The organism is Paenibacillus montaniterrae, assembly GCF_018403185.1.
Lineage (GTDB): Bacteria > Bacillota > Bacilli > Paenibacillales > Paenibacillaceae > Pristimantibacillus > Pristimantibacillus montaniterrae.
The window spans coordinates 67,002-85,536 of sequence record NZ_BOSE01000015.1 but is presented as its reverse complement, the minus strand read 5'-3'; the positions used below and the strand labels follow the sequence as shown (position 1 = coordinate 85,536).

The 18,535-nt window shown below is 45.8% G+C and carries 14 protein-coding genes; 10 read left to right on the top strand and 4 right to left on the bottom strand.

The features are described 5' to 3' along the window. Positions 1 to 35 precede the first annotated feature (35 nt). Positions 36 to 935, bottom strand: a complete 900-nt coding sequence (locus tag KJS52_RS25675) for a helix-turn-helix transcriptional regulator (RefSeq protein ID WP_213520262.1) — start codon at positions 933 to 935, stop codon at positions 36 to 38. 164 nt (positions 936 to 1,099) lie between these two features. Between KJS52_RS25675 and KJS52_RS25670 the strand changes: the two genes are divergently transcribed. The 7 genes from KJS52_RS25670 to pstB all read left to right on the top strand — a co-directional run bounded on the left by KJS52_RS25670 (position 1,100) and on the right by pstB (position 11,906). Next, a complete protein-coding gene (locus KJS52_RS25670) occupies positions 1,100 to 3,814 on the top strand; it encodes a glycosyl hydrolase family 95 catalytic domain-containing protein (protein ID WP_213520260.1) in 2,715 nt (904 codons plus the stop codon). 112 nt (positions 3,815 to 3,926) lie between these two features. Further along, positions 3,927 to 6,014 (top strand): P-loop NTPase family protein, encoded by a 2,088-nt coding sequence (locus KJS52_RS25665; protein WP_213520258.1) that lies wholly within the window; start codon positions 3,927 to 3,929, stop codon positions 6,012 to 6,014. Between the two features lie 249 nt (positions 6,015 to 6,263). Further along, positions 6,264 to 7,970, top strand: coding sequence for a methyl-accepting chemotaxis protein (locus tag KJS52_RS25660; protein WP_213520256.1), 1,707 nt, complete (start codon positions 6,264 to 6,266; stop codon positions 7,968 to 7,970). 115 nt (positions 7,971 to 8,085) lie between these two features. Beyond that, complete coding sequence (locus tag KJS52_RS25655; protein ID WP_213520254.1) at positions 8,086 to 9,135, top strand: PstS family phosphate ABC transporter substrate-binding protein; 1,050 nt, start codon at positions 8,086 to 8,088, stop codon at positions 9,133 to 9,135. A gap of 121 nt (positions 9,136 to 9,256) precedes the next feature. Beyond that, positions 9,257 to 10,195 (top strand): phosphate ABC transporter permease subunit PstC, encoded by a 939-nt coding sequence (gene pstC, locus KJS52_RS25650; RefSeq protein WP_213520252.1) that lies wholly within the window; start codon positions 9,257 to 9,259, stop codon positions 10,193 to 10,195. Positions 10,196 to 10,197: 2 nt separating this feature from the next. After that, entirely contained in the window at positions 10,198 to 11,070 is an 873-nt protein-coding gene (gene pstA / locus KJS52_RS25645; protein ID WP_213520250.1) for a phosphate ABC transporter permease PstA, read from the top strand. A gap of 17 nt (positions 11,071 to 11,087) precedes the next feature. Next, positions 11,088 to 11,906 carry a phosphate ABC transporter ATP-binding protein PstB gene (pstB, locus tag KJS52_RS25640; protein WP_213520248.1) on the top strand — a complete coding sequence of 273 codons (819 nt, stop codon included), beginning with the start codon at positions 11,088 to 11,090 and terminating at the stop codon, positions 11,904 to 11,906. 89 nt (positions 11,907 to 11,995) lie between these two features. Here the strand turns inward: pstB and KJS52_RS25635 are convergent, their stop codons facing one another. The 3 genes from KJS52_RS25635 to KJS52_RS25625 all read right to left on the bottom strand — a co-directional run bounded on the left by KJS52_RS25635 (position 11,996) and on the right by KJS52_RS25625 (position 14,320). After that, complete coding sequence (locus tag KJS52_RS25635; protein ID WP_213520246.1) at positions 11,996 to 12,613, bottom strand: sensor domain-containing protein; 618 nt, start codon at positions 12,611 to 12,613, stop codon at positions 11,996 to 11,998. Between the two features lie 23 nt (positions 12,614 to 12,636). Next, positions 12,637 to 13,377, bottom strand: coding sequence for a TetR/AcrR family transcriptional regulator (locus KJS52_RS25630; RefSeq protein WP_213520244.1), 741 nt, complete (start codon positions 13,375 to 13,377; stop codon positions 12,637 to 12,639). A gap of 61 nt (positions 13,378 to 13,438) precedes the next feature. Beyond that, entirely contained in the window at positions 13,439 to 14,320 is an 882-nt protein-coding gene (locus KJS52_RS25625) for a LysR family transcriptional regulator (RefSeq protein WP_213520242.1), read from the bottom strand. Positions 14,321 to 14,435: 115 nt separating this feature from the next. Here KJS52_RS25625 and KJS52_RS25620 point away from each other — a divergent pair, with 115 nt between their 5' ends. The 3 genes from KJS52_RS25620 (at position 14,436) to KJS52_RS25610 (ending at position 18,507) form a co-directional block, all read left to right on the top strand. Beyond that, positions 14,436 to 15,794 carry an MFS transporter gene (locus tag KJS52_RS25620; RefSeq protein ID WP_213520240.1) on the top strand — a complete coding sequence of 453 codons (1,359 nt, stop codon included), beginning with the start codon at positions 14,436 to 14,438 and terminating at the stop codon, positions 15,792 to 15,794. Between the two features lie 81 nt (positions 15,795 to 15,875). Beyond that, positions 15,876 to 17,327 (top strand): spore germination protein, encoded by a 1,452-nt coding sequence (locus tag KJS52_RS25615; RefSeq protein ID WP_213520238.1) that lies wholly within the window; start codon positions 15,876 to 15,878, stop codon positions 17,325 to 17,327. 4 nt (positions 17,328 to 17,331) lie between these two features. After that, positions 17,332 to 18,507 carry a Ger(x)C family spore germination protein gene (locus KJS52_RS25610; protein WP_213520236.1) on the top strand — a complete coding sequence of 392 codons (1,176 nt, stop codon included), beginning with the start codon at positions 17,332 to 17,334 and terminating at the stop codon, positions 18,505 to 18,507. The last annotated feature ends 28 nt before the right edge of the window (positions 18,508 to 18,535 follow it).

The window sequence follows — 18,535 nt, the reverse complement described above, 5'->3', positions numbered from 1 at the left end:
CTTTAAGTTTAAATAAAGTAAGGACTTGCGAAATCTTACTTAAAGCTCGTCGCCTTTTTGTTCGCTCGATATTGCGTAGCCGTCATGCCACACACCCTTTTGAAGGTATTGCAAAATTGCTCCACTGTTAGAAATCCAACCTCAGCTGCAATAGCACTCACGGTCATATCAGACTTTTCTAAAAGGCGCAGCGCGGCATTCATTCTGGCCGCAGTCTTTTTTTCCATAAACGATAATCCGTATTGCTTATAGATCGTACGCTCGGTTTGTCTTGTGCTTAATCCAAGCATATCAGCAAGCTGTGAAAGTGTAATTGTTGAGTAATGATAGAGAAAGCTGTTCTCGATAATAATCATACGACGATCATCCAACGACTTAACAGGGAGTTCAGCGACCGCATGCTGCTTATTGGAATACTGTCTAATCGTATTAATTATGATCATTTCTAATATATTGGTTGCCATATGATGCAAGCCAAGACGGTGTCGGGAAAGCTCATTAGCAAGCATTTCGAACAGCTCCATTAAACCATTGCTGTCTGTCCCGATCCAAAATGGGGTGGACACCAGCAACTCGGACAACTCAGGCTCCTTCACTGTTGTTTGTTTGCTAGCGTACGCCGAATCTTGCGATAAAACCTCAAAGAATATGCAGTACTCAGCCATTGGATCGTCCAAATTGGTAATCTGTTCGTGCACGACATTCGGACCAGTCATGAACAACGTACCTGGCTGAATTGGATAACGATTGCCTTGCGCGATCAATTCTCCCCGACCACTTGGTATAAAATGAAGCTCATAACTGCCAAAGCTATGACTGTGCTCCGGCATCGAATGGTAGAAATAACCGAATCTTACATAAAGAACATTCAGTACGAAATGACCAATTTTAAGCTTGATATCCATGTTCCCAATATCGATGGGAGGCAAATTCATGCAGCATCCCTCCTGTAAAAATGCGACATTTCAGTCGGCGATTCGTCGTTTTTATAGATTCATCTACTATGGCTGGCTCCTTATAATTATAACTGAAAGCGATTGCTATACGAAACGATCTATGTGAAATGACGACATCTATAAATTAACAGGAGGAAGATAAGATGACAAAGCTGTCAAGCATCAGCTGCTTGTATCATAAAGGAAACCACGCTTTTTCTTATACGGAAGTTCCCTCTCAAAATCCTGGACATTCCTGGCGGGACGGCATGGTCAGTGGAAATGGCGAAAATGGATATGTCACTTCCGGCGCACCCTATTGTGATACCTTTATATTCCAATATATGTGGAACAACTTCCCGTCAAGCGAGCCAAGATCAATCCCAGAGGAGCTAACAAGTCAGCTGGATGAGGCTAGATACCATGTATTTACATTGAATGATCAGTGGAAAATCAAACATAGCAATGGCGATACAAGAAGGAGAACCTTCTATTACAGCTATCATCCGGCACATCAGCTTCGTCTTGCTGCATCGAAGCAAGGCAAGCTAACCAGCTATGTGAGATGGACAAATTACGAGACGGCGGAGACAGGCGTTCAATATGAAGATGAAGCTGGTGTATGGACACGTACGTCATTCACCTCCAGAGTTGATAATGTATCCATTACAAAAATTACTCAATCTTCGAGCGGAGCCAAAATTAATATGATCATTTCGATTGATGATATATCCGCAATGAGTGGCGCATATGATGGCGCTAGCAAAATTTCGGAGCTGCAGGTCAAGAAGCTGGTTGATTCTGATGCTCAATATATTGCACAGGTTGCCCATTATCCGTCTTATGCTGGCAGCGAGCTGGCTGATGGTGGCTATGCAGGCTTGACAAAAGTTATTGTCGTGAATGGAACAAAGGAGCGCATTAAGCTGGAGGATTCGGGCGAGCCGATGAATGTCGGGAAAGAGCAAAATCCTGCTATTCGAATTATAGATGCCGAGGCTGTTTATTTGATTACGCAAGCTAACCGCACTTTTAATATGGGGAAGATTGAGGATTTTGCAGATGCCTCCTCGTACGAAATCATCGACCAATTGTTAGCGTCTACGAGAGCAGTTGAAGCTAGATACGTTGATTCAGCGGTACAATTCGATTATGATGCAGCGCTTGCAGCACATGCAAGCAAGCATGCGCCCGAGTTCAATGCTGTGCAGTTTCAGCTTGCCGGTGCTGATACCAACAAGTTTGCGGATAATTTGGAATTGATTCGAATGCAGAAGGAAAATCCTGCAACGGTCAATCCTGCATTCCTGAAGCAGGTTTATGATCAAGGAAGATACGCGATGATTTGCAGTGGAGGGGCCAGTGCGCCGCGCTTGTACGGCATGTGGACAGGAGAGTGGAATCCGGGCTGGCGCGCGATCTATACATTGGATGCAAACGTCAATTTGCAGGTGGCCGCAATGAATACCGGGCATCTAAAGTATTCGCCGCTCGGCTATATTACATTTTTCTTAAGAAATGCTCCTGACTTTGAATATAATGCACGCAAGGCCTATGGCATGCATGATGCGCTGCAAATTTCGGTGAACTCAGACGGCGATCGTGCGATGCATGTAGAATACGATAATGACTACCCTTTTTGCTATTGGAATGCAGGAGCAAGCTGGTGCCTGCTGCCCATTTACGAGTTTTGGCAATGCTTTGGCAATCAGCATATTCCAATCGCTCCTGCTATGAGGCTTGAGGATTTGCAATCTATTCTTGGTGTGGAGGACGGTGGTCTTTCTGATGAACAATTTGCCTCGGTCTTGAAGCAAGGCTATTTGGATCTTGAAAAGGACATTCTTCTGCCTTTGCTGACCAAGCAAGCGAATTTTTGGGAGCAAATTTGCACGCCAGAATATTTTACGGACATAGAGGGCAATGCCGTCTATGAGAAAGGCAAAAAGAAGCTGCTTCCGGGAGAGAAGTATATCATTATTCCATCCTACTCGCCTGAGAATCACCCAATCGGGTATAGCAGTACGTTGACGGCAAATGCAACGATGGATATTGCTGCTGCACGAGACGGTCTCTTTATGGTCATTGCGCTGGAAAGAGCGGTGAAACGAGAAGGATACGAGCAAGCGATAGCAAAATGGGAGGCGCTGCTGGAGCAGCTGCCAGGCTACTTGTATGATCAGGATGGGGCATTGCGTGAATGGGCGATGAAGGAGTATTTGGAAAACAATAATCACCGTCATTTAAGTCATCTCTATCCCGCTTGGCCAGGCTATGAGACACAGCAAAATATCGAATTAACAGCTGCTGTTAAAAAGGCTTTGCACAATCGCAATACGTTCAATACGGAAGATGACACTGCTGGTCATGGCTGGATGCATAAGGCGCTAGTTGCTGCCAGACTAAAGGATGGAGATGAAATGCTCGCTTCCTTGCTGCCGATGATGGTCAATGATGGTTACTACGCTTCGTTAATGACTGATCATGATACGAACAGACGAATGAACTCGTATTGTACGGATACGTTGTTTGGTACGGTAGCGGCTGTCAACGAAGCGCTGCTTTATTCCAATACAGGAGAAATTGAATTGCTGCCGGCCTTGCCGACAGACTGGATAGCAGGCTCTATTGGCGGACTAATGGCAAGAACACGGATTGAGGTAAAGGAGCTGCGTTGGGATCTGGAGCAAGGCATTGTCTCAACTACATTACGTTCCATAGACAATGAGCAACAAGTGGTTCATGTTAAATTAGCACGCCCGTGGGCAAAGGCAGAAATGGATGGAAAGGCGATTGAGCCTGCTATAGATGGGCAAAGCAAGCATCTTATCATTGAAATAGGGGCTGGTGAAGAAGTAAGGATTTTATTTATGATGTAGATTCATTCATTTCATTTATTCCCCGCCAACAAAAATTAGTATAGTATAAAAATAGATGATCGCGTGTTGGTATATTCAACTGAGAATAAGCGGATGGAGTGGGGAACTGCAGATGGATAGTAATTTAAGACAGCGTGTAATCGGTTTTGAGCGAGAAATGGAAGGCCTTGCAAATTGGTTGGCTGATTCCGATGCTAGGACTACTATTTTCTCAATTTCAGGGATCGGCGGCATTGGCAAAACGACACTGCTGCTGGAGATGGCGCAAACTGCAAGGCTTTCTTCTGCACGTACACTGTGGCTGGACGGACAGAGCAGCTTAACGACCTCAGGTGCTTTTCTTGCCAGTCTTGAAATGAGTCTCGCTACAGAATACGGGAAGATGAGAGAACAAGAAGTTGCGCTTCTGTCGCATATCCTCTCCGAGCTGTCGCTGCAGCAAACCGTCCTTTTCATAGATAATTGTGAGCATATTGATAGATTGGAGGGCTGGCTGCTTTCCAGCTTTCTTCCGCAGCTAAAGTCAGCTTCTGTGCTAATGGTATGCGCTTCACGAAACGGATTGCCTTTGAAATGGCAAACGAATCCGCATTGGCGTTCCCGGATACTACGCTTCCCATTGCAGCTATTTCAGCGAGCGGAGGCCTATGCTTATTTAGCGGACAGCGGCTTGCCTGCCGAGCTGCAAAAGGATATTGCTGAACGGACAGAAGGACATCCTCTAACGCTTGCGTTGGCAGTTGATATGATGCAGTCTGAGCAAGGAGAAGGGCGGAATGTATGGCGCGAAATTCCCGCGATTTTGAGTGCCGAATTTTTGCGAGAAGCAGCTTCCCCTGCAATTTACAATGCGTTGACGGTGCTCTCGCTGCTGCCAGCCGCCGACGAGCAGAAGCTAAACGCTCTACTGGATGCTCCGTTAAATGCGGCTGAATATAAAAGGCTGGCCGAGCTTTCATGTGTCCGTGTTACGCAGCATGGCGTTATCCTGCACCATGTTGTGGCGCGGCTTCTGCGGGATGATTTTGCGCTAAGAACCCCTGAAGCATTTCAACTCACTCGCCATAAGGTGTTCAACCTGCTGGCAGAGCAGTTCCGTTCGGCTGATAAGCAGATACAAATGCGACTGGCAGCTCATGCATTGGAGCTGTATCGCGAGTTTTTGCCCTCGACACATGCTTATGCCAATTTTTCGCTGGCGCTTAAGCCGGGCAAGCAGCAGCCGTTTCAGCAGGAGGATCTGCTTGCTTTGCAAAGCTTTTTACAGGCTTCCTTGCGTAAAGCTGACTGGCAGTCAGAGCTGGTCAACCCGACCGAATATTCGGCTCTGCTGGAGGATATTGCCCATCATTTTCCCGAGGGGCTCTTTATTGTGCGTGATGACGAGGGGGTGCCGCTAGCTTTTTGCGCTGGCGTCTGGCTGCATGCGGCAAGCATGCCCCTGCTGGAGCGTTATGCTCCAGGCTGTGTGGAAATATTGGAGGAGGAAGGGACGGCGCTCCGTCAACTGTCGCCTGAGTCAGCGGATACAATATTCGTCCTGTTATCTGCTGTACATTCCGAGCATTCGCTATATCGCCCAGAGGAACTGGGAGCCTTGCTTATGCAGCAATGGCTTATTCATATGACGAGCGGCTTGCGTGGAAAATTGGCATCGGCCGATCCTCAATTGAATTCGCTATTGTCCATTCTAGGCTTTAGAGAATGCGGAAAAATCACGGATTCCATATCTAGCGATCTGACACTATGGGAGCTTGATTTCAGGCAAGCAACGTTTGACAAATGGGTGCACCGAATTATTTGGCAGACAGAAGCAGCAGCAGCGCAAGAGCCAATGCTTCAACAGGAAAACGAAACAAGCCTGATCGCACGCATTGAACGAAATGAAATGAAGCAAATTCTTGAACGACTGTTCGATCGGGCCAAGCTAGAGCAGCTTCCTGTTATGCAGCGCTTGAATTGGAATGGTACGCAGATGAGCCAAGCGATACAGCAGCTTTTAGCCGACGACACGCCTGCCCATCCATTAACACAGTTCGAAAAGCAGCTTTTACTCGAAAGCTATGTACGCAGGGATCGCAATAAAAATCAGCTCGCTGCTGATTTCCATATGAGTCGAGCAACCTTCTATCGTCACACACGTTCAGCCGAGCAGCATCTTGCTTATGTTCTGAACGAGATGATAAAGTCGAAGTCCTAATGCAAGCAGGCTGTCCGCCAAACGAATGTTCAGTAATTCGTTTTGCGGACAGCCTGCTTTTTACTTCTCCCCTACATACCTCAAAGCATTCCATTTTCCAGTCAAATATACCTAATTTCAAATATTATTGTCGCGAAAGCGACCAATTCTCCTTCACTTTATACAGATTTTATCTTTGCATTATACAGAATTAATAGTTCGTCCGTATAATGGGTTGACATAAAACGATGAAGAAGGGGATTTAGTCCTATGACAAATGATAGGAATATAGCGGGAGTATCGCATCAAAAATGGTTTGCAACATTCACATTGCGTAGCAGGCTGCTGATCTTGTTCATCCTGCTGCTGACTCTCTCGATTAGTGCGGTCGGGATTAGCTCCTACACGAAGGCGAAAGACATTATGATTGAAAATGTCGAAAAACGGCTTGAGCGGGAATCAGAAAGCATTGGTTATGTTGTGCGAAATTTGAAATTTGTTTATGTGAGCGATGAAGCCTATTTTCGCCAGCAGGTTGAGATGAGCATTATTGAACAAAAAAGACAGCTTGATCTGCACGGCTTCACCTCTGATTTCTTTTATATGGCAGATGGGACTATTTCCCCGTTCGACGTAAGCAAGACCTCGGAGCTAGCTTTTTCTGATGAGCTTATTCAGCGAATTACGGAAGTGAAGAATGGCGTGTTCCATGAAACGATCAATAAAGTGGACTACACACTAACCGTGCGCGACATGCCGGAAATTCAGGCTACATACATCTTGCTAGTCCCGACAAGCTCATACTTGGGACCTGTCTATGGCATGGCACAGCATACCATCATTATTAGTGCGATTAGCCTGGTCATATCTAGCTTATTGATTATTCTGTTCGTGCGCAGCCTGACGAAACCTTTAATGAAGCTGCGGGAAATTATGGCGGATGTGCGCAACGGCAATCTTAAGCAAGTATTCTCTATTAAATCGACTGTTCCTGAAATTTCATCATTGGAGCAAAGCTTTTCAACGATGCTGGAGCAAATGCGCAGCATGATTACGGAAGTTAATGAAATGACCCACGAGCTTAATCATACAGGCGGCAGCTTGAGCGATGCTTCGCATGAAGCGCTGACACATAGCAAGCAGCTAATCAATTCGATTCAGGTTGTTAAGGAGAGTGCTGAACAAGCGGCAACCGGGTCAAATGAAGGGCTGCAAAATTTTAGAGAGATGATTCAGCAAAATGAAGCGCTTATTGTAAATATGGATCAAATCTTTATTACCTCAGAGGGCATGAATGTATCAGCTCAGAATGGGGAAAGTAGTCTTAAGCTGCTAATTGATACGTTCCATACCTACGAAAAAGACTTTGACCATATGGCGCAAACATTTGAGGAAGTGAAAAAACAAGCCTTTTCGATTGCTCATCAGGTAGAGCTGATTCAAAGTGTAACGAAGCAGACGAATTTACTTGCGCTTAACGCCTCGATTGAAGCGGCGAGAGCAGGTGAAGCGGGGCGCGGCTTTTCAGTTGTCGCTAATGAAATTAGAAAGCTTGCCGTTCAATCCCAATCCGCAACCGAGCTTATTACGGAATCGATACATAAGATGGGAAATGTTACGATTCGCGCGACCGATACGTTCGACCAGATGATCGTCAAGCTGAAGGACAATGTTCGCACAGCGAATGAATCGAAGGTTTCTTTGGATCAATTGATGAAGGATATTAGCCAGGTAAGTGAGCGAATTCAGAGCGTGCAGGGCGATTTACAGGCTCTAAAGCAGGTGCTTCCAGAGCTGCAGCAGGTTATTATGAATTTTTCCATCGTGTCGCAGGAGACATTTGTTAGCTCGGAGCATATGATGTCCGCCAGCGAGGATCAGATCATGCAGATGGAAAGAACGCATGAAATCGGCTTGCAGCTGCGCAATTTATCTAATTCCTTGGCTAAAATGACTAGTCAATTTAATGTTTTATAATTCTCAATAATTTTTACATGGAATTAACATTACTTTATACATGCATAACAATTAAGGACTACCATAAGTGATGTGGTGAATGAAACCCATATTGATTAAGGAGGAAATTGTACAAATGAAAAAAATATTAAAGACATTAGGGGTCCCATTGATGCTTGTCTTCGTTATGGCGTTTGTTGCAGCGTGCGGAGGTAACAATGGTGGTAATGCTGGAAACACGAATACACAAGGAAATACAGGTGGTCAAAATTCTGCTGAAAGCACACCAGCACCTGAAGAATCTAAAGCTCCAGAATTGTCTGGACAAGTTATCGTTGACGGTTCAGGTACAGTATATCCGCTAATGGCTCTTATTTCTGAGGAATATATGTCTACAGTACAAGAAAATGTGAGTGTGCAAGTAGGTCGTGCAGGTTCTTCTGCAGGTTTCCAAAAGTTCATTCCAGGCGAGCTTGATTTCGCTAATGCTTCCAGAAAAATTAAAGATGAAGAAGCAGCTGAGCTTGAAGCTAAAGGCTTGGTAGTAGGTGAAGATGTTCTTGAATTCCGTCTTGCTTACGACGGTTTGACAATGGTTATCAACAAAGAAAACGACTGGGCAACTGAAATGACTAAAGAAGAAATCGTAAATATGTACTTGTCTGGTCATTATGCTGCTGACGATGTTGTAAAATGGTCTGATATCCGCCCAGAATGGCCAGCTGAGCAAATCAACTTCTATGGCCCGAACGAAAACCACGGAACTTATGAGTTTTTCTCTGAAGTAATCCTTGGCAAAGAACCAATGGTAACGACTGCAAATCTGCAACAAGAATATTCAACGCTTGTTGACCTTGTATCAAAAGATAAAAATGCAATTGCGTTCTTCGGATTTGGTTACTATACGACTAATACAGATAAGCTAACAGCAGTTAAGGTTGACTTCGGTAATGGCCCAGTTGAGCCAAGCCTGGAAACAATCGGTGAAGATCTTGAGTATGCAGGTTTCACTCGTCCAGTGTTCACTTACCTGTATGGACCGTATGCATTAGAAAAACCGCAAGTGCTTGATTTTGCTAAATATGTAATGGATGCTGCAGGACAATTTGCGGGCGAAGCTGGATTTGCTCCACTTCCAGATTCGGTTTATGCAGAATATAAAGCTCAACTTGAAGCATTGAAATAATGCATTGAATCAATCGTTAATAGTATTGGCGGGAGATGAGAGACTTTGCATGCTCTCATCTTCTTGCTTGTTTCAAGAGTAGAATTAGTAAAAAGTTGCTTTGGAAGGTGGCATACCCTTTATGGATAAGCACATAAGCGTCAGGGAGCAGATTCAACAGAATATCGCCCGCAGAAAGAAAAGACCTTTCAAATTGGAGAAGGTTGCGCCGGTTTCATTGTTCATTGCCGCTCTTATCTCCGTACTTACAACAGTAGGTATTGTATTGTCCTTGGTCTTTGATGCAGCGATGTTTTTTAAGCAAGTTCCGTTCTGGGAATTTTTTGGCAGCACCAACTTATCTCCGCTCAGCCATACTGATCCAAAATTCGGTATATTGCCGTTAATTAACGGTACGATTATTACATCATTAATCGCGATGTGCGTCGCGATTCCAATTGGCCTTACATCTGCCATTTATTTGAGTGAATACGCTTCGGCGCGTGTAAGAAAAATAGTGAAGCCGCTAATGGAAGTTGTAGCGGGAATTCCTACCATTGTATACGGATTTTTTGCATACTCCTTTGTAACACCTTTGTTGACTCACATCATTCCAAGCTTGGGAGCAAAGAACGCATTAAGTCCCGGTATTGTAATGGGGATTATGATTATTCCTTTAGTAACCTCTCTTTCTGAGGACGCCATGAGCTCTGTTCCAAACTCTATGCGTGAGGGAGCACTCGCATTAGGATCAACGAAGCTGGAAATGACGTTTAAGGTCATTATTCCTGCGGCTTTGTCCGGGATTATTGCATCCTTCGTATTGGCAGTCTCCAGAGCGATCGGAGAGACGATGATTGTAACCATTGCGAGCGGCAGCTCCAAAAACTTTACCTTTGACATTACTCAGTCTATGCAGACGATGACAGCATATATTGTTGAATTTACAAGTGGTGACGCAGGAAGCGGCACAATTGGCTATTACAGCTTGTATGCCGTAGGATTAACCTTGTTTGTCTTTACGCTTATCATGAACCTGGTTGCCGGTTATATTTCACGTAAATTCAGGGAGGGCTATTAATCATGAAAAGCGGTCGCAATCAAAGAATTATGCTCCGTCAAACGATGGACAAATCAATGAAAAACCTGTTTTTCCTTGCAACGATGTTTGCCCTGCTTGTGCTGGGAATCTTGATTTATCAAGTCGTGACGCAAGGAGCCAGCTGGCTAGATTGGCAGTTCCTGTCGGGCAAGCTTTCACTTAATCCAGAGCGTGCCGGTATTTTGGGCGTCATAGTGGGAACAGTGCTGCTGATGGTCGTTGTTGGTCCGGTAACGATGATTCTTGGCGTATGTACTGCCATTTACTTGGAGGAGTACGCTAAAAAAAGCAAGCTTCGCAATTTTATTCAAGTCAATATTTCCAATCTGGCTGGTGTGCCTTCTGTTATTTTCGGTTTGCTGGGCTTAGCGGTTTTCTCCAGAATGTTTAATCTCGGCTCCAGTATTTTAGCGGGTGGACTAACAATGTCGCTGCTGGTGCTGCCGATTGTCGTCGTAGCCAGTCAGGAGGCGATCCGAGCTGTGCCGCAATATTTGCGTGAAGCTTCCTACGGAATGGGAGCAACGAAGTGGCAAACGGTTCGCAGAGTTGTGCTGCCGGCTGCTTTGCCGGGGATATTAACCGGTTTTATATTGTCGCTATCACGCGCAATCGGTGAAACGGCTCCGCTAGTCGTATTGGGCATACCAGTATTGATTATGCCGATTCCCAATTCATTGATGTCTGATTTTACGGCGCTTCCGATCCAGATCTATTACTGGACGCTGGATGCTGTTTTGGTTCAGGAATACGCTAATTTGGCAGCTGCAACGATTATTGTACTGCTCGTTATTTTGTTCGCTATGAACTCTTTGGCAATCTTTATTCGCAACAAATATCAGAAGCGCTACTAAGAATGGAGGGGTGAATCATGAATCAAGCTGTTACGGAGCATCTCCAGAATTCGGCAGTATCAGAAGGTCATGAAATTGAGAGCAAGCCTAGCGTCATTCAAACGAAGGGTCTCGATTTATGGTACGGTGATTCACAGGCTTTATACGATATTAACATGGACGTTCAGGAAAATCAGGTGACGGCGATCATCGGCCCTTCCGGCTGCGGAAAGTCCACCTATATTAAGACGTTGAATCGTATGATTGAATTAAACGACAGCGTTAAAACGAAGGGTGAAATTATTTATCGCGGTCGCAATATTTTTAGCGAGTATTCGGTAGAGGAGCTGCGTACGCAGGTCGGGATGGTATTTCAGAAGCCGAATCCGTTGCCAAAGTCGATTTATGAAAATGTTGTGTATGGCCCGCGCGTTCACGGTATTCGCAAAAAGCAGGTGCTTGATGAAATCGTGGAAAGAAGCTTGCGTGGCGCGGCAATCTGGGATGAAGTGAAGGATCGTCTGCATAAAGACGCATATGGTTTATCCGGTGGTCAGCAGCAGCGTCTATGCATTGCGCGTACGCTGGCATTTGAGCCGGAAGTCATTCTGATGGACGAACCGACCTCGGCCCTGGACCCGATTTCTACAGCGAAGATTGAGGAATTGATTCAGCAGTTAAAGACACAATATACGATCGTCATCGTCACTCATAACATGCAGCAGGCAGCTCGTATTTCGGATAAGACAGCATTTTTCTTAAATGGCAAGCTGATCGAGTTTGATCAAACGGTTAAAATTTTCTCCAATCCTAACGACAAGCGTACCGAAGATTATGTTAGTGGACGCTTCGGTTAATGAGATCACAGCAGAACCTGAAGCACATTTTCATAAAGCCCGGCTTTGACTACGCTGCAACAAACAGCATCGTTTTCAAGACCGGGCTTTTAAGGGCTGCAGCAGACCGACACCCAGCGGCGATAGCATTGCCCTAATGCATGGAAGATGATTGGCAATAGCAGCACCAAGGCGAGTCCTATTGCTGCTGCGATCCAGGAGCGTTGAAATGGAGTCGCCCATGCAAACAGCGGAGCGAGCACGACATCCAAGGTGTCGAATTGGAAGCCAAACAGCAATGAGTTCAGCATATAGCTTAAAGGGGAAAGCAATACGCCAAATGCAGCAATTGGCAAGGTTAAAGCGAGTGTTAAGGCTGCGATGCTGACCGGCAATTGTCCAATTCCAAATAGGATAGCCAGATACGTTCGTTTTTCACTTAGAAGCTTTAGTAGCACACGCCAGCTGTCGGCTGCGAACGCTTCACGCAGCGATAGAGCATGATGCTCTGCAAGCTCCTGCTTCTCGCCAGCCTGCTGTTTTTCCTCCAGCTCCAGCATTCGACGAGCGGGTACTAGCGTAAGGATCAGAATCGGAATGCCAACCCAGACGATGAGCAACGATAGTCCAAGACAAAGCCCACTCACAATCCACACGAATGAGATCATTCCTTTCGGGAACAACATCATCATATTTTTCCACGCTTTTACCGCACGATTAATGTTCATCTTCGTTAATCCTTTCATTCCAATTATTTAGGTGCAAGCATGTCGGTTTCACCAAGCAGACTCATCGTAAATATATAGAGATTATTTATCATCGATTCGAGCAAATTACTGATTTGATATTGCTCCGGATCCAAATACTCCGCAGGCAAGTAGCGCTCGATCGTCGCATTTCGCACAATGCCATCGAGAGTCACTTGAATATAGAGAATGATGCTGGGAATAGCCTGCAGCGGCTTTAATAACCCCTTTTGCTCGCATTGGCTTATATACTGCGTCATCTGCTCAAAGAAATAGTTGTATCCATACTGCTCGTTTTGCTCCATATGATGGGCTAATTGCTTGGCTTGCAGCTGCTCAAGCTGGCTGGCATAAATCGCATTGAATTCAAGCGACAGCTTGCTGAAGCCGCTGTCCAACGATTTTATTATTTCCTGTGTCAAAAAGTCGAATATACGCTTGATTGTCGCTTTGGGAGGCAGCTGCAATGCGAATAATTGCTCAAGGAAGCCATTGAAGTTGCTGGACAGCTCGTAGCGTCTGGCAAGCGCCAGCCACACTTCCTCAATATTGGAGAAATATTTATAAACTCCGCCTTGACTGAAGCCCGTTTCCCTTACGATGTCTTTCATATTGATTTTGTATAGTGGTCTTTGCATTAGCAGCTGCTCGGCGGTATCGAGAATCGTGTTTATTTTATTTTGTGTATATTGATCGCTAACCTTAGGTATTGGATTGACCTCCTCACAAAAAAGACACGTTGTCATTTTATAAATTCAGCATACTTGATTATACATTTCCTGTCAATCTGCAATTAGAAGCATTAGCTTATTTATCAGCAAAGTACTCGACGAGAAATTGTTGAAAAGCGCTTGCTGCCTTGGATTGATAGCGCGTTTCGTTCCACGCAACGGAAAAGGCGCGTCTATTATCTGTTCCCTCAATGTGTAATCGAGTAAACTGAGGAATTTCATCCCCTTTGCAGCCCGGCACGAAAGCAACCCCTAAGCCAGCCTCTACCAGACTGCCTAGCGCAGCAGGCTCCTCTACTTCACAGACAATTGTTCGCTGAATGCCTGCCTTGCGGCTTATTTCATCGTTTATTTCACGAAAAGGGTGCCCGACCTTATATTCAATAAACGGGTCCTCTGCCACCTGCTGGAGTACAATGCTGCTCTCATGCTCAAGTCGATGTCCGCGCGGTACGGCAAGAAATACTTCAGCCTGCAGCACAGGCAGCACCTGGATACCTTGCTTGTCTAAAGACATCGGTCCAAATCCGAGATCGACACTACCCTGATCGAGCAGATCAGCGATGGTAGAGGTTTCAGCAGGAGCGATCTGATTGATGCGAAAACGAACTTCCGGATACTGCTCGCGGAATGCAACAATTGCCGGCGTTAACCGATTCAATACATTGGTAGCGATGCTGATCGTTCCGCGTTCCAGGCCCGCCATATCGGTTACTTCCTGTTGTCCTTCCTCCAGCAGCGACAATGCAGCTTCAACCTTGCTAAGAAAGGCTTTGCCGAAAGCGTTCAGTCTAATTTGCCGATTAGCACGGTCGAACAGCGGCACGCCGAGATCCTCCTCCAGCCGGGAAATCGTTTTGCTAAGCGCAGGCTGTGCAATATGAAGCTGTTCAGCAGCTTTAGTCATGTGCTCCAATCTGGCGGTTGTGCGAAAATATTGCAACTGCAGCAGTTCCAAGCTCATCACCTCTTTTTCATATACTATAGGTTATGAAAACATTGATAAATATATATTATTCATTATCTATATCACATTGTAAAATAATGTGTAGCAAAAAGAAAGGGTGAGAGGAATGCAATCCAACAGGTTGATCTATATACTCGCATTAACGATGGTGTTATCTTCCATGAGTGCAACGATGTTTAATATTGTTCTGCCGAAAATGAGTGAGGAGTTTCAGCTTTCTTATTCGCAAGTGAGCTGGGTGTCGGCTATTTATTTGCTTATTTATGCGATTGGCTCCGCCGTATATGGCAAATTAGCCGATCTTTTTAAGCTAAAAAGTTTAATTACCTTCGGTCTAGTGTTTTTCAGTATTGGCTCCTTAATCGGACTAGCTTCGCAAGCCTACTGGATGGTGCTGCTAGGAAGAATTTTGCAGGCATGCGGCGCAGCGGTTATTCCTGCAACAGCGATGATTGTGCCTGTACGATATTACGCAGCAGAAAGAAGAGGATGGGCACTTGGCATTACGGCAACAGGCCTGGCTATCGGCAGTGCGATTGGTCCGGTAGTATCCGCTATGCTGGTCAGCTTCGCTGATTGGCGTTGGCTGTTTTGCTTGCCGCTGCTGCTTTTATTTACACTGCCTATGTACCGCAAATATTTAAGCGATGAGCAGGGTAATGGCGGAAGGCTGGACTGGCTCGGCGGCGCATTGATGGCCGGCACAGTTGCTTGTTTGCTGCTGGCTGTTACCTTTGAAAGCTGGCTTATGGCTGCGATAAGCGCGGTATTTTTCCTGTTGTTTGTTATACGAATCCGCACCGCAGAGGCGCCATTTGTCAATCCTCGCTTGTTTCGCAACAGCAGCTATACACTAGGGCTCGCGATCGCTGTACTCGTTGTCGCAGTTGGCTATTCGCTGCCGTTTCTTACACCTCAGCTTTTGGCAGAGGTTCATAAGCTTTCGCCTGGGCTGATCGGCTTTGTGATGGTGCCTGGTGCTGCTGTTTCGGCATTTTTGGGACGCAAGGGAGGCAAATTGGCAGATGTGAAAGGAAACAGTACGCTGTATTCGCTTGCCAGCGGCTTGCTGCTGCTTTGCTTTTTCCTGCTGTTTCTTTTTGCAGGCATGCCTCCAGTGCTGCTCGCAGCCTTCCTTATTTTCGGCAATGTGGGGCAAATGTTTATGCAAATCGCATTGTCGAATACGATTTCCAGAACATTGCCGCAGGAGCAGACGGGGGTTGGCATGGGACTGCTGTCCATGCTTAACTTTTTAGCCGGTGCTGTTTCTACGGGCGTTTACAGCAAAATTGTCGATCAAGGCGCTTCCTTCAGCCTTAGTCCGCTTCACGCTCTACCAGACTCCTATGTTTACAGCAATATTTATCTTGTGCTAGGGCTAACCATTATGCTCGCATGGATGATGTACAGCATCCGCTTTGGCAGAAGACAGCAGCTCGGCAGGGAGATGACAGGAAAATAAAAAGACTATTCTCCGCATGAATGATGCTTAAATTATCCATATTAATAAAGTATCTATTTGTGCAGAGAAGGGGCTGAGCACGTGAGAGCGGCTGAATATCGTATTGAGGAATTAATAGGGAAAGTAACAAGCGAGCTTGGTCATAGTGTTGATCTGTCTGTCCGCCAATTTACGATTGGTGTGCAGCAGGCTCCTGTTGCAGCGATTTGGCTAAATGGGATGGTTGACTCTCAAACACTGGATGAAAGTGTTTTGTCCCCATTGCTTTCTTACAACCGAAGCGTCAATCTTTCAGTGCACAAAAATTTATATGTCCTGCTTCGCGATTTAATAACGGCGAAAAAAATAACACATGATTTAACGATAGATCAAGCGATAGAGTATGTACTGGCTGGCAATACGATCATTGTAATGGACGGATACGAGCATTGCATTGCAGTCGAAACGATAGGCTATGAGACGCGGAGCATTGAAGAGCCTTCATCAACTGTTGTAGTGCGTGGGCCGCGAGACGGATTTGTTGAATCTCTTGAGGTGAATGTGTCGCTAATTCGGCGGCGAATCGTAAATAGAAAGCTCCGTGTAGAACAACTGGTGGTCGGCAGCGTCACCAATACCTCTGTGCTAATCGTATACTTGGAGGATCGTGCTCCCGTAAAGCTGGTTGGGGAAGTGCATAGCCGCATTAATCGTATCAATATCGATTCCGTATTAGAGTCGAATTATATAGAGGAATTGATCAGAGACAATCGTTACTCGTTGTTTCCTACTGTTTACAGCACGGAGCGTCCAGACGATGTCGCAGAAGGCATTGTTGCGGGCAGAGTGGCAATCCTGGTTAGCGGGACGCCGTTTGCTTTGCTCGTGCCTTGTACGCTTTTTCTTTTAATGAAATCGCCGGAAGATTATTATATTGCATATCCTGTAGCTACCTTTGTTCGCTGGATTCGCTTTGTCGGTTTATTTATTGCTTTAGTTTTCCCTGCACTTTATGTGGGCGTGCTATTATTCCATCCTGAAATGATTCCCCCGCCATTGCTCAGCAGCATTCTGTCTGCGCGTGAAGGAGTGCCGTTTCCACTTCTAATAGAAGCGCTGCTGATGGAGCTTACCTTTGAAGGCTTGCGCGAGGCTGGCATTCGCATGCCGCGTGCGGTTGGTTCGGCGATCAGTATCGTGGGAGCTCTTGTTATCGGGGAATCGGCAGTAAGAGCAGGGATTATCTCTTCTCCTACAGTTATTGTTGTAGCGGGAACAGCGATCTCCACATTTATTATTCCGTCTGTGGATTTATCGGGCACCCTGCGCTTGCTTCGCTTTTTTATGCTGCTTTGCGCCTCAATAGCAGGGTTATACGGTATTTTAATCGGTTTAATACTGATCGGCTTACATTTAACGAGCCTGTATTCCTTTGGCACGCCATATTTGTCTCCAATTGCTCCTTACAATAGACATGAAGCGCTGAAAACCTTGATTCGAGTTCCATGGTGGGCGCTGCGAACTCGCACCAGGAAAAAACATAATCGGGGGTAAGATTATGCTTGCAGGGAAGTTTAACCGTCATGTTGCCCTTGGGCTGAAGGGGATAGCCTTGCTTTCGCTGCTGCTTTTGGCTAGCGGCTGCTGGGGGCAAAGAAATATTGCTCAGCTCACCGTTGTTGCTGCTATTGGATTGGATGCTGCTCCAGATAATCAAATCGAGCTAAGCATACAGCTGGTGAATCCCAAGCTATCCGTCGCGGCAGGAGGGAGTGGACAGCGGAGGCCTTTCGCGTTGTATACGGCTGTGGGCAGCACCATTTACGAGGCTATGGACGGCATACGAAAACAAGCGAAAAAAGAGATGTTCTTTCCCCAGACAAGGACGATCATTATTGGTGAAACGCTGGCCAAGCGAGGAATTGGCGATTATATGGATTTTTTCTGGCGCGACATGCAGCAAAATCCGATAAGCAGTGTGTTGATTTCGCGGCTGTCTGTACGTGAACTGCTGCAGCAGTCGCAAGAGCTGGTTGAGATACCGGCTGATGAATGGGTCGAATTTTTCAGGAACAGGGAAAATCCAGCCGACACGCTAGAAATGTATGAGTTTTTGCCGAGGCTGGAACAGGTTGGCTATCAGGCCTTCGCCGCTGGCTTGACGCCAAAATCCAAGGAAGAAAAGGAGATTGTAACGATTGACGAGGTCGCGGTATTCAAAAAGGACAAGCTGGTTGGCTGGCTCAGTGAACCAGAAGTACAAGTTTTTGAATGGCTTCGCGGCGATTCCAAAGGAAGTGTCGTAAAGTTTTCATTGGAAGATCAAGGCACGAAGCCAATTGTGTTTGAGCTGGAAATGATTCGAGTACGCAAGGCCCCAAGGCTTCGAAACGGGCAGATCGAATTTTCCGTTGATATCCATGTGGACGCTTCTCTCAAATCGTCAGTCAAGCCATTGGACTTATCAAGCGTCTCGGCCAATGACTTGCTGGAAAAGGAACTGGAGGAGCATATTCAAAGCTCCGTTGAGCGAATTATTGCTCGCATCAATCAGGAATTAAACAGCGATATTATCGGATTCGGTCAAAGAATTTATCAAACCTATCCTCACTATTGGAAAGAGGCAGAGCCGCAATGGAATGAGGAATTGGCCAGGATGAACGTCGATGTAAATGTGACGGCGCATATTATTAAGGCTGGACTAAGACTGGATAAAAAGTATCATGATCAATGAATTTAAGTAGAGGAGGTGGGTGGAGGGC

What these genes read in the sequence shown, in the direction of transcription:
- KJS52_RS25610 (WP_213520236.1), top strand. Translation starts at nt 17,332, where the DNA reads ATGCTTGCAGGGAAGTTTAACCGTCATGTTGCCCTTGGGCTGAAGGGG.
- KJS52_RS25635 (WP_213520246.1), bottom strand. Translation starts at nt 12,613, where the DNA reads ATGAACATTAATCGTGCGGTAAAAGCGTGGAAAAATATGATGATGTTG.
- KJS52_RS25675 (WP_213520262.1), bottom strand. Translation starts at nt 935, where the DNA reads ATGAATTTGCCTCCCATCGATATTGGGAACATGGATATCAAGCTTAAA.
- KJS52_RS25670 (WP_213520260.1), top strand. Translation starts at nt 1,100, where the DNA reads ATGACAAAGCTGTCAAGCATCAGCTGCTTGTATCATAAAGGAAACCAC.
- KJS52_RS25620 (WP_213520240.1), top strand. Translation starts at nt 14,436, where the DNA reads ATGCAATCCAACAGGTTGATCTATATACTCGCATTAACGATGGTGTTA.
- KJS52_RS25660 (WP_213520256.1), top strand. Translation starts at nt 6,264, where the DNA reads ATGACAAATGATAGGAATATAGCGGGAGTATCGCATCAAAAATGGTTT.
- pstC (WP_213520252.1), top strand. Translation starts at nt 9,257, where the DNA reads ATGGATAAGCACATAAGCGTCAGGGAGCAGATTCAACAGAATATCGCC.
- KJS52_RS25630 (WP_213520244.1), bottom strand. Translation starts at nt 13,377, where the DNA reads ATGACAACGTGTCTTTTTTGTGAGGAGGTCAATCCAATACCTAAGGTT.
- pstB (WP_213520248.1), top strand. Translation starts at nt 11,088, where the DNA reads ATGAATCAAGCTGTTACGGAGCATCTCCAGAATTCGGCAGTATCAGAA.
- pstA (WP_213520250.1), top strand. Translation starts at nt 10,198, where the DNA reads ATGAAAAGCGGTCGCAATCAAAGAATTATGCTCCGTCAAACGATGGAC.
- KJS52_RS25665 (WP_213520258.1), top strand. Translation starts at nt 3,927, where the DNA reads ATGGATAGTAATTTAAGACAGCGTGTAATCGGTTTTGAGCGAGAAATG.
- KJS52_RS25655 (WP_213520254.1), top strand. Translation starts at nt 8,086, where the DNA reads ATGAAAAAAATATTAAAGACATTAGGGGTCCCATTGATGCTTGTCTTC.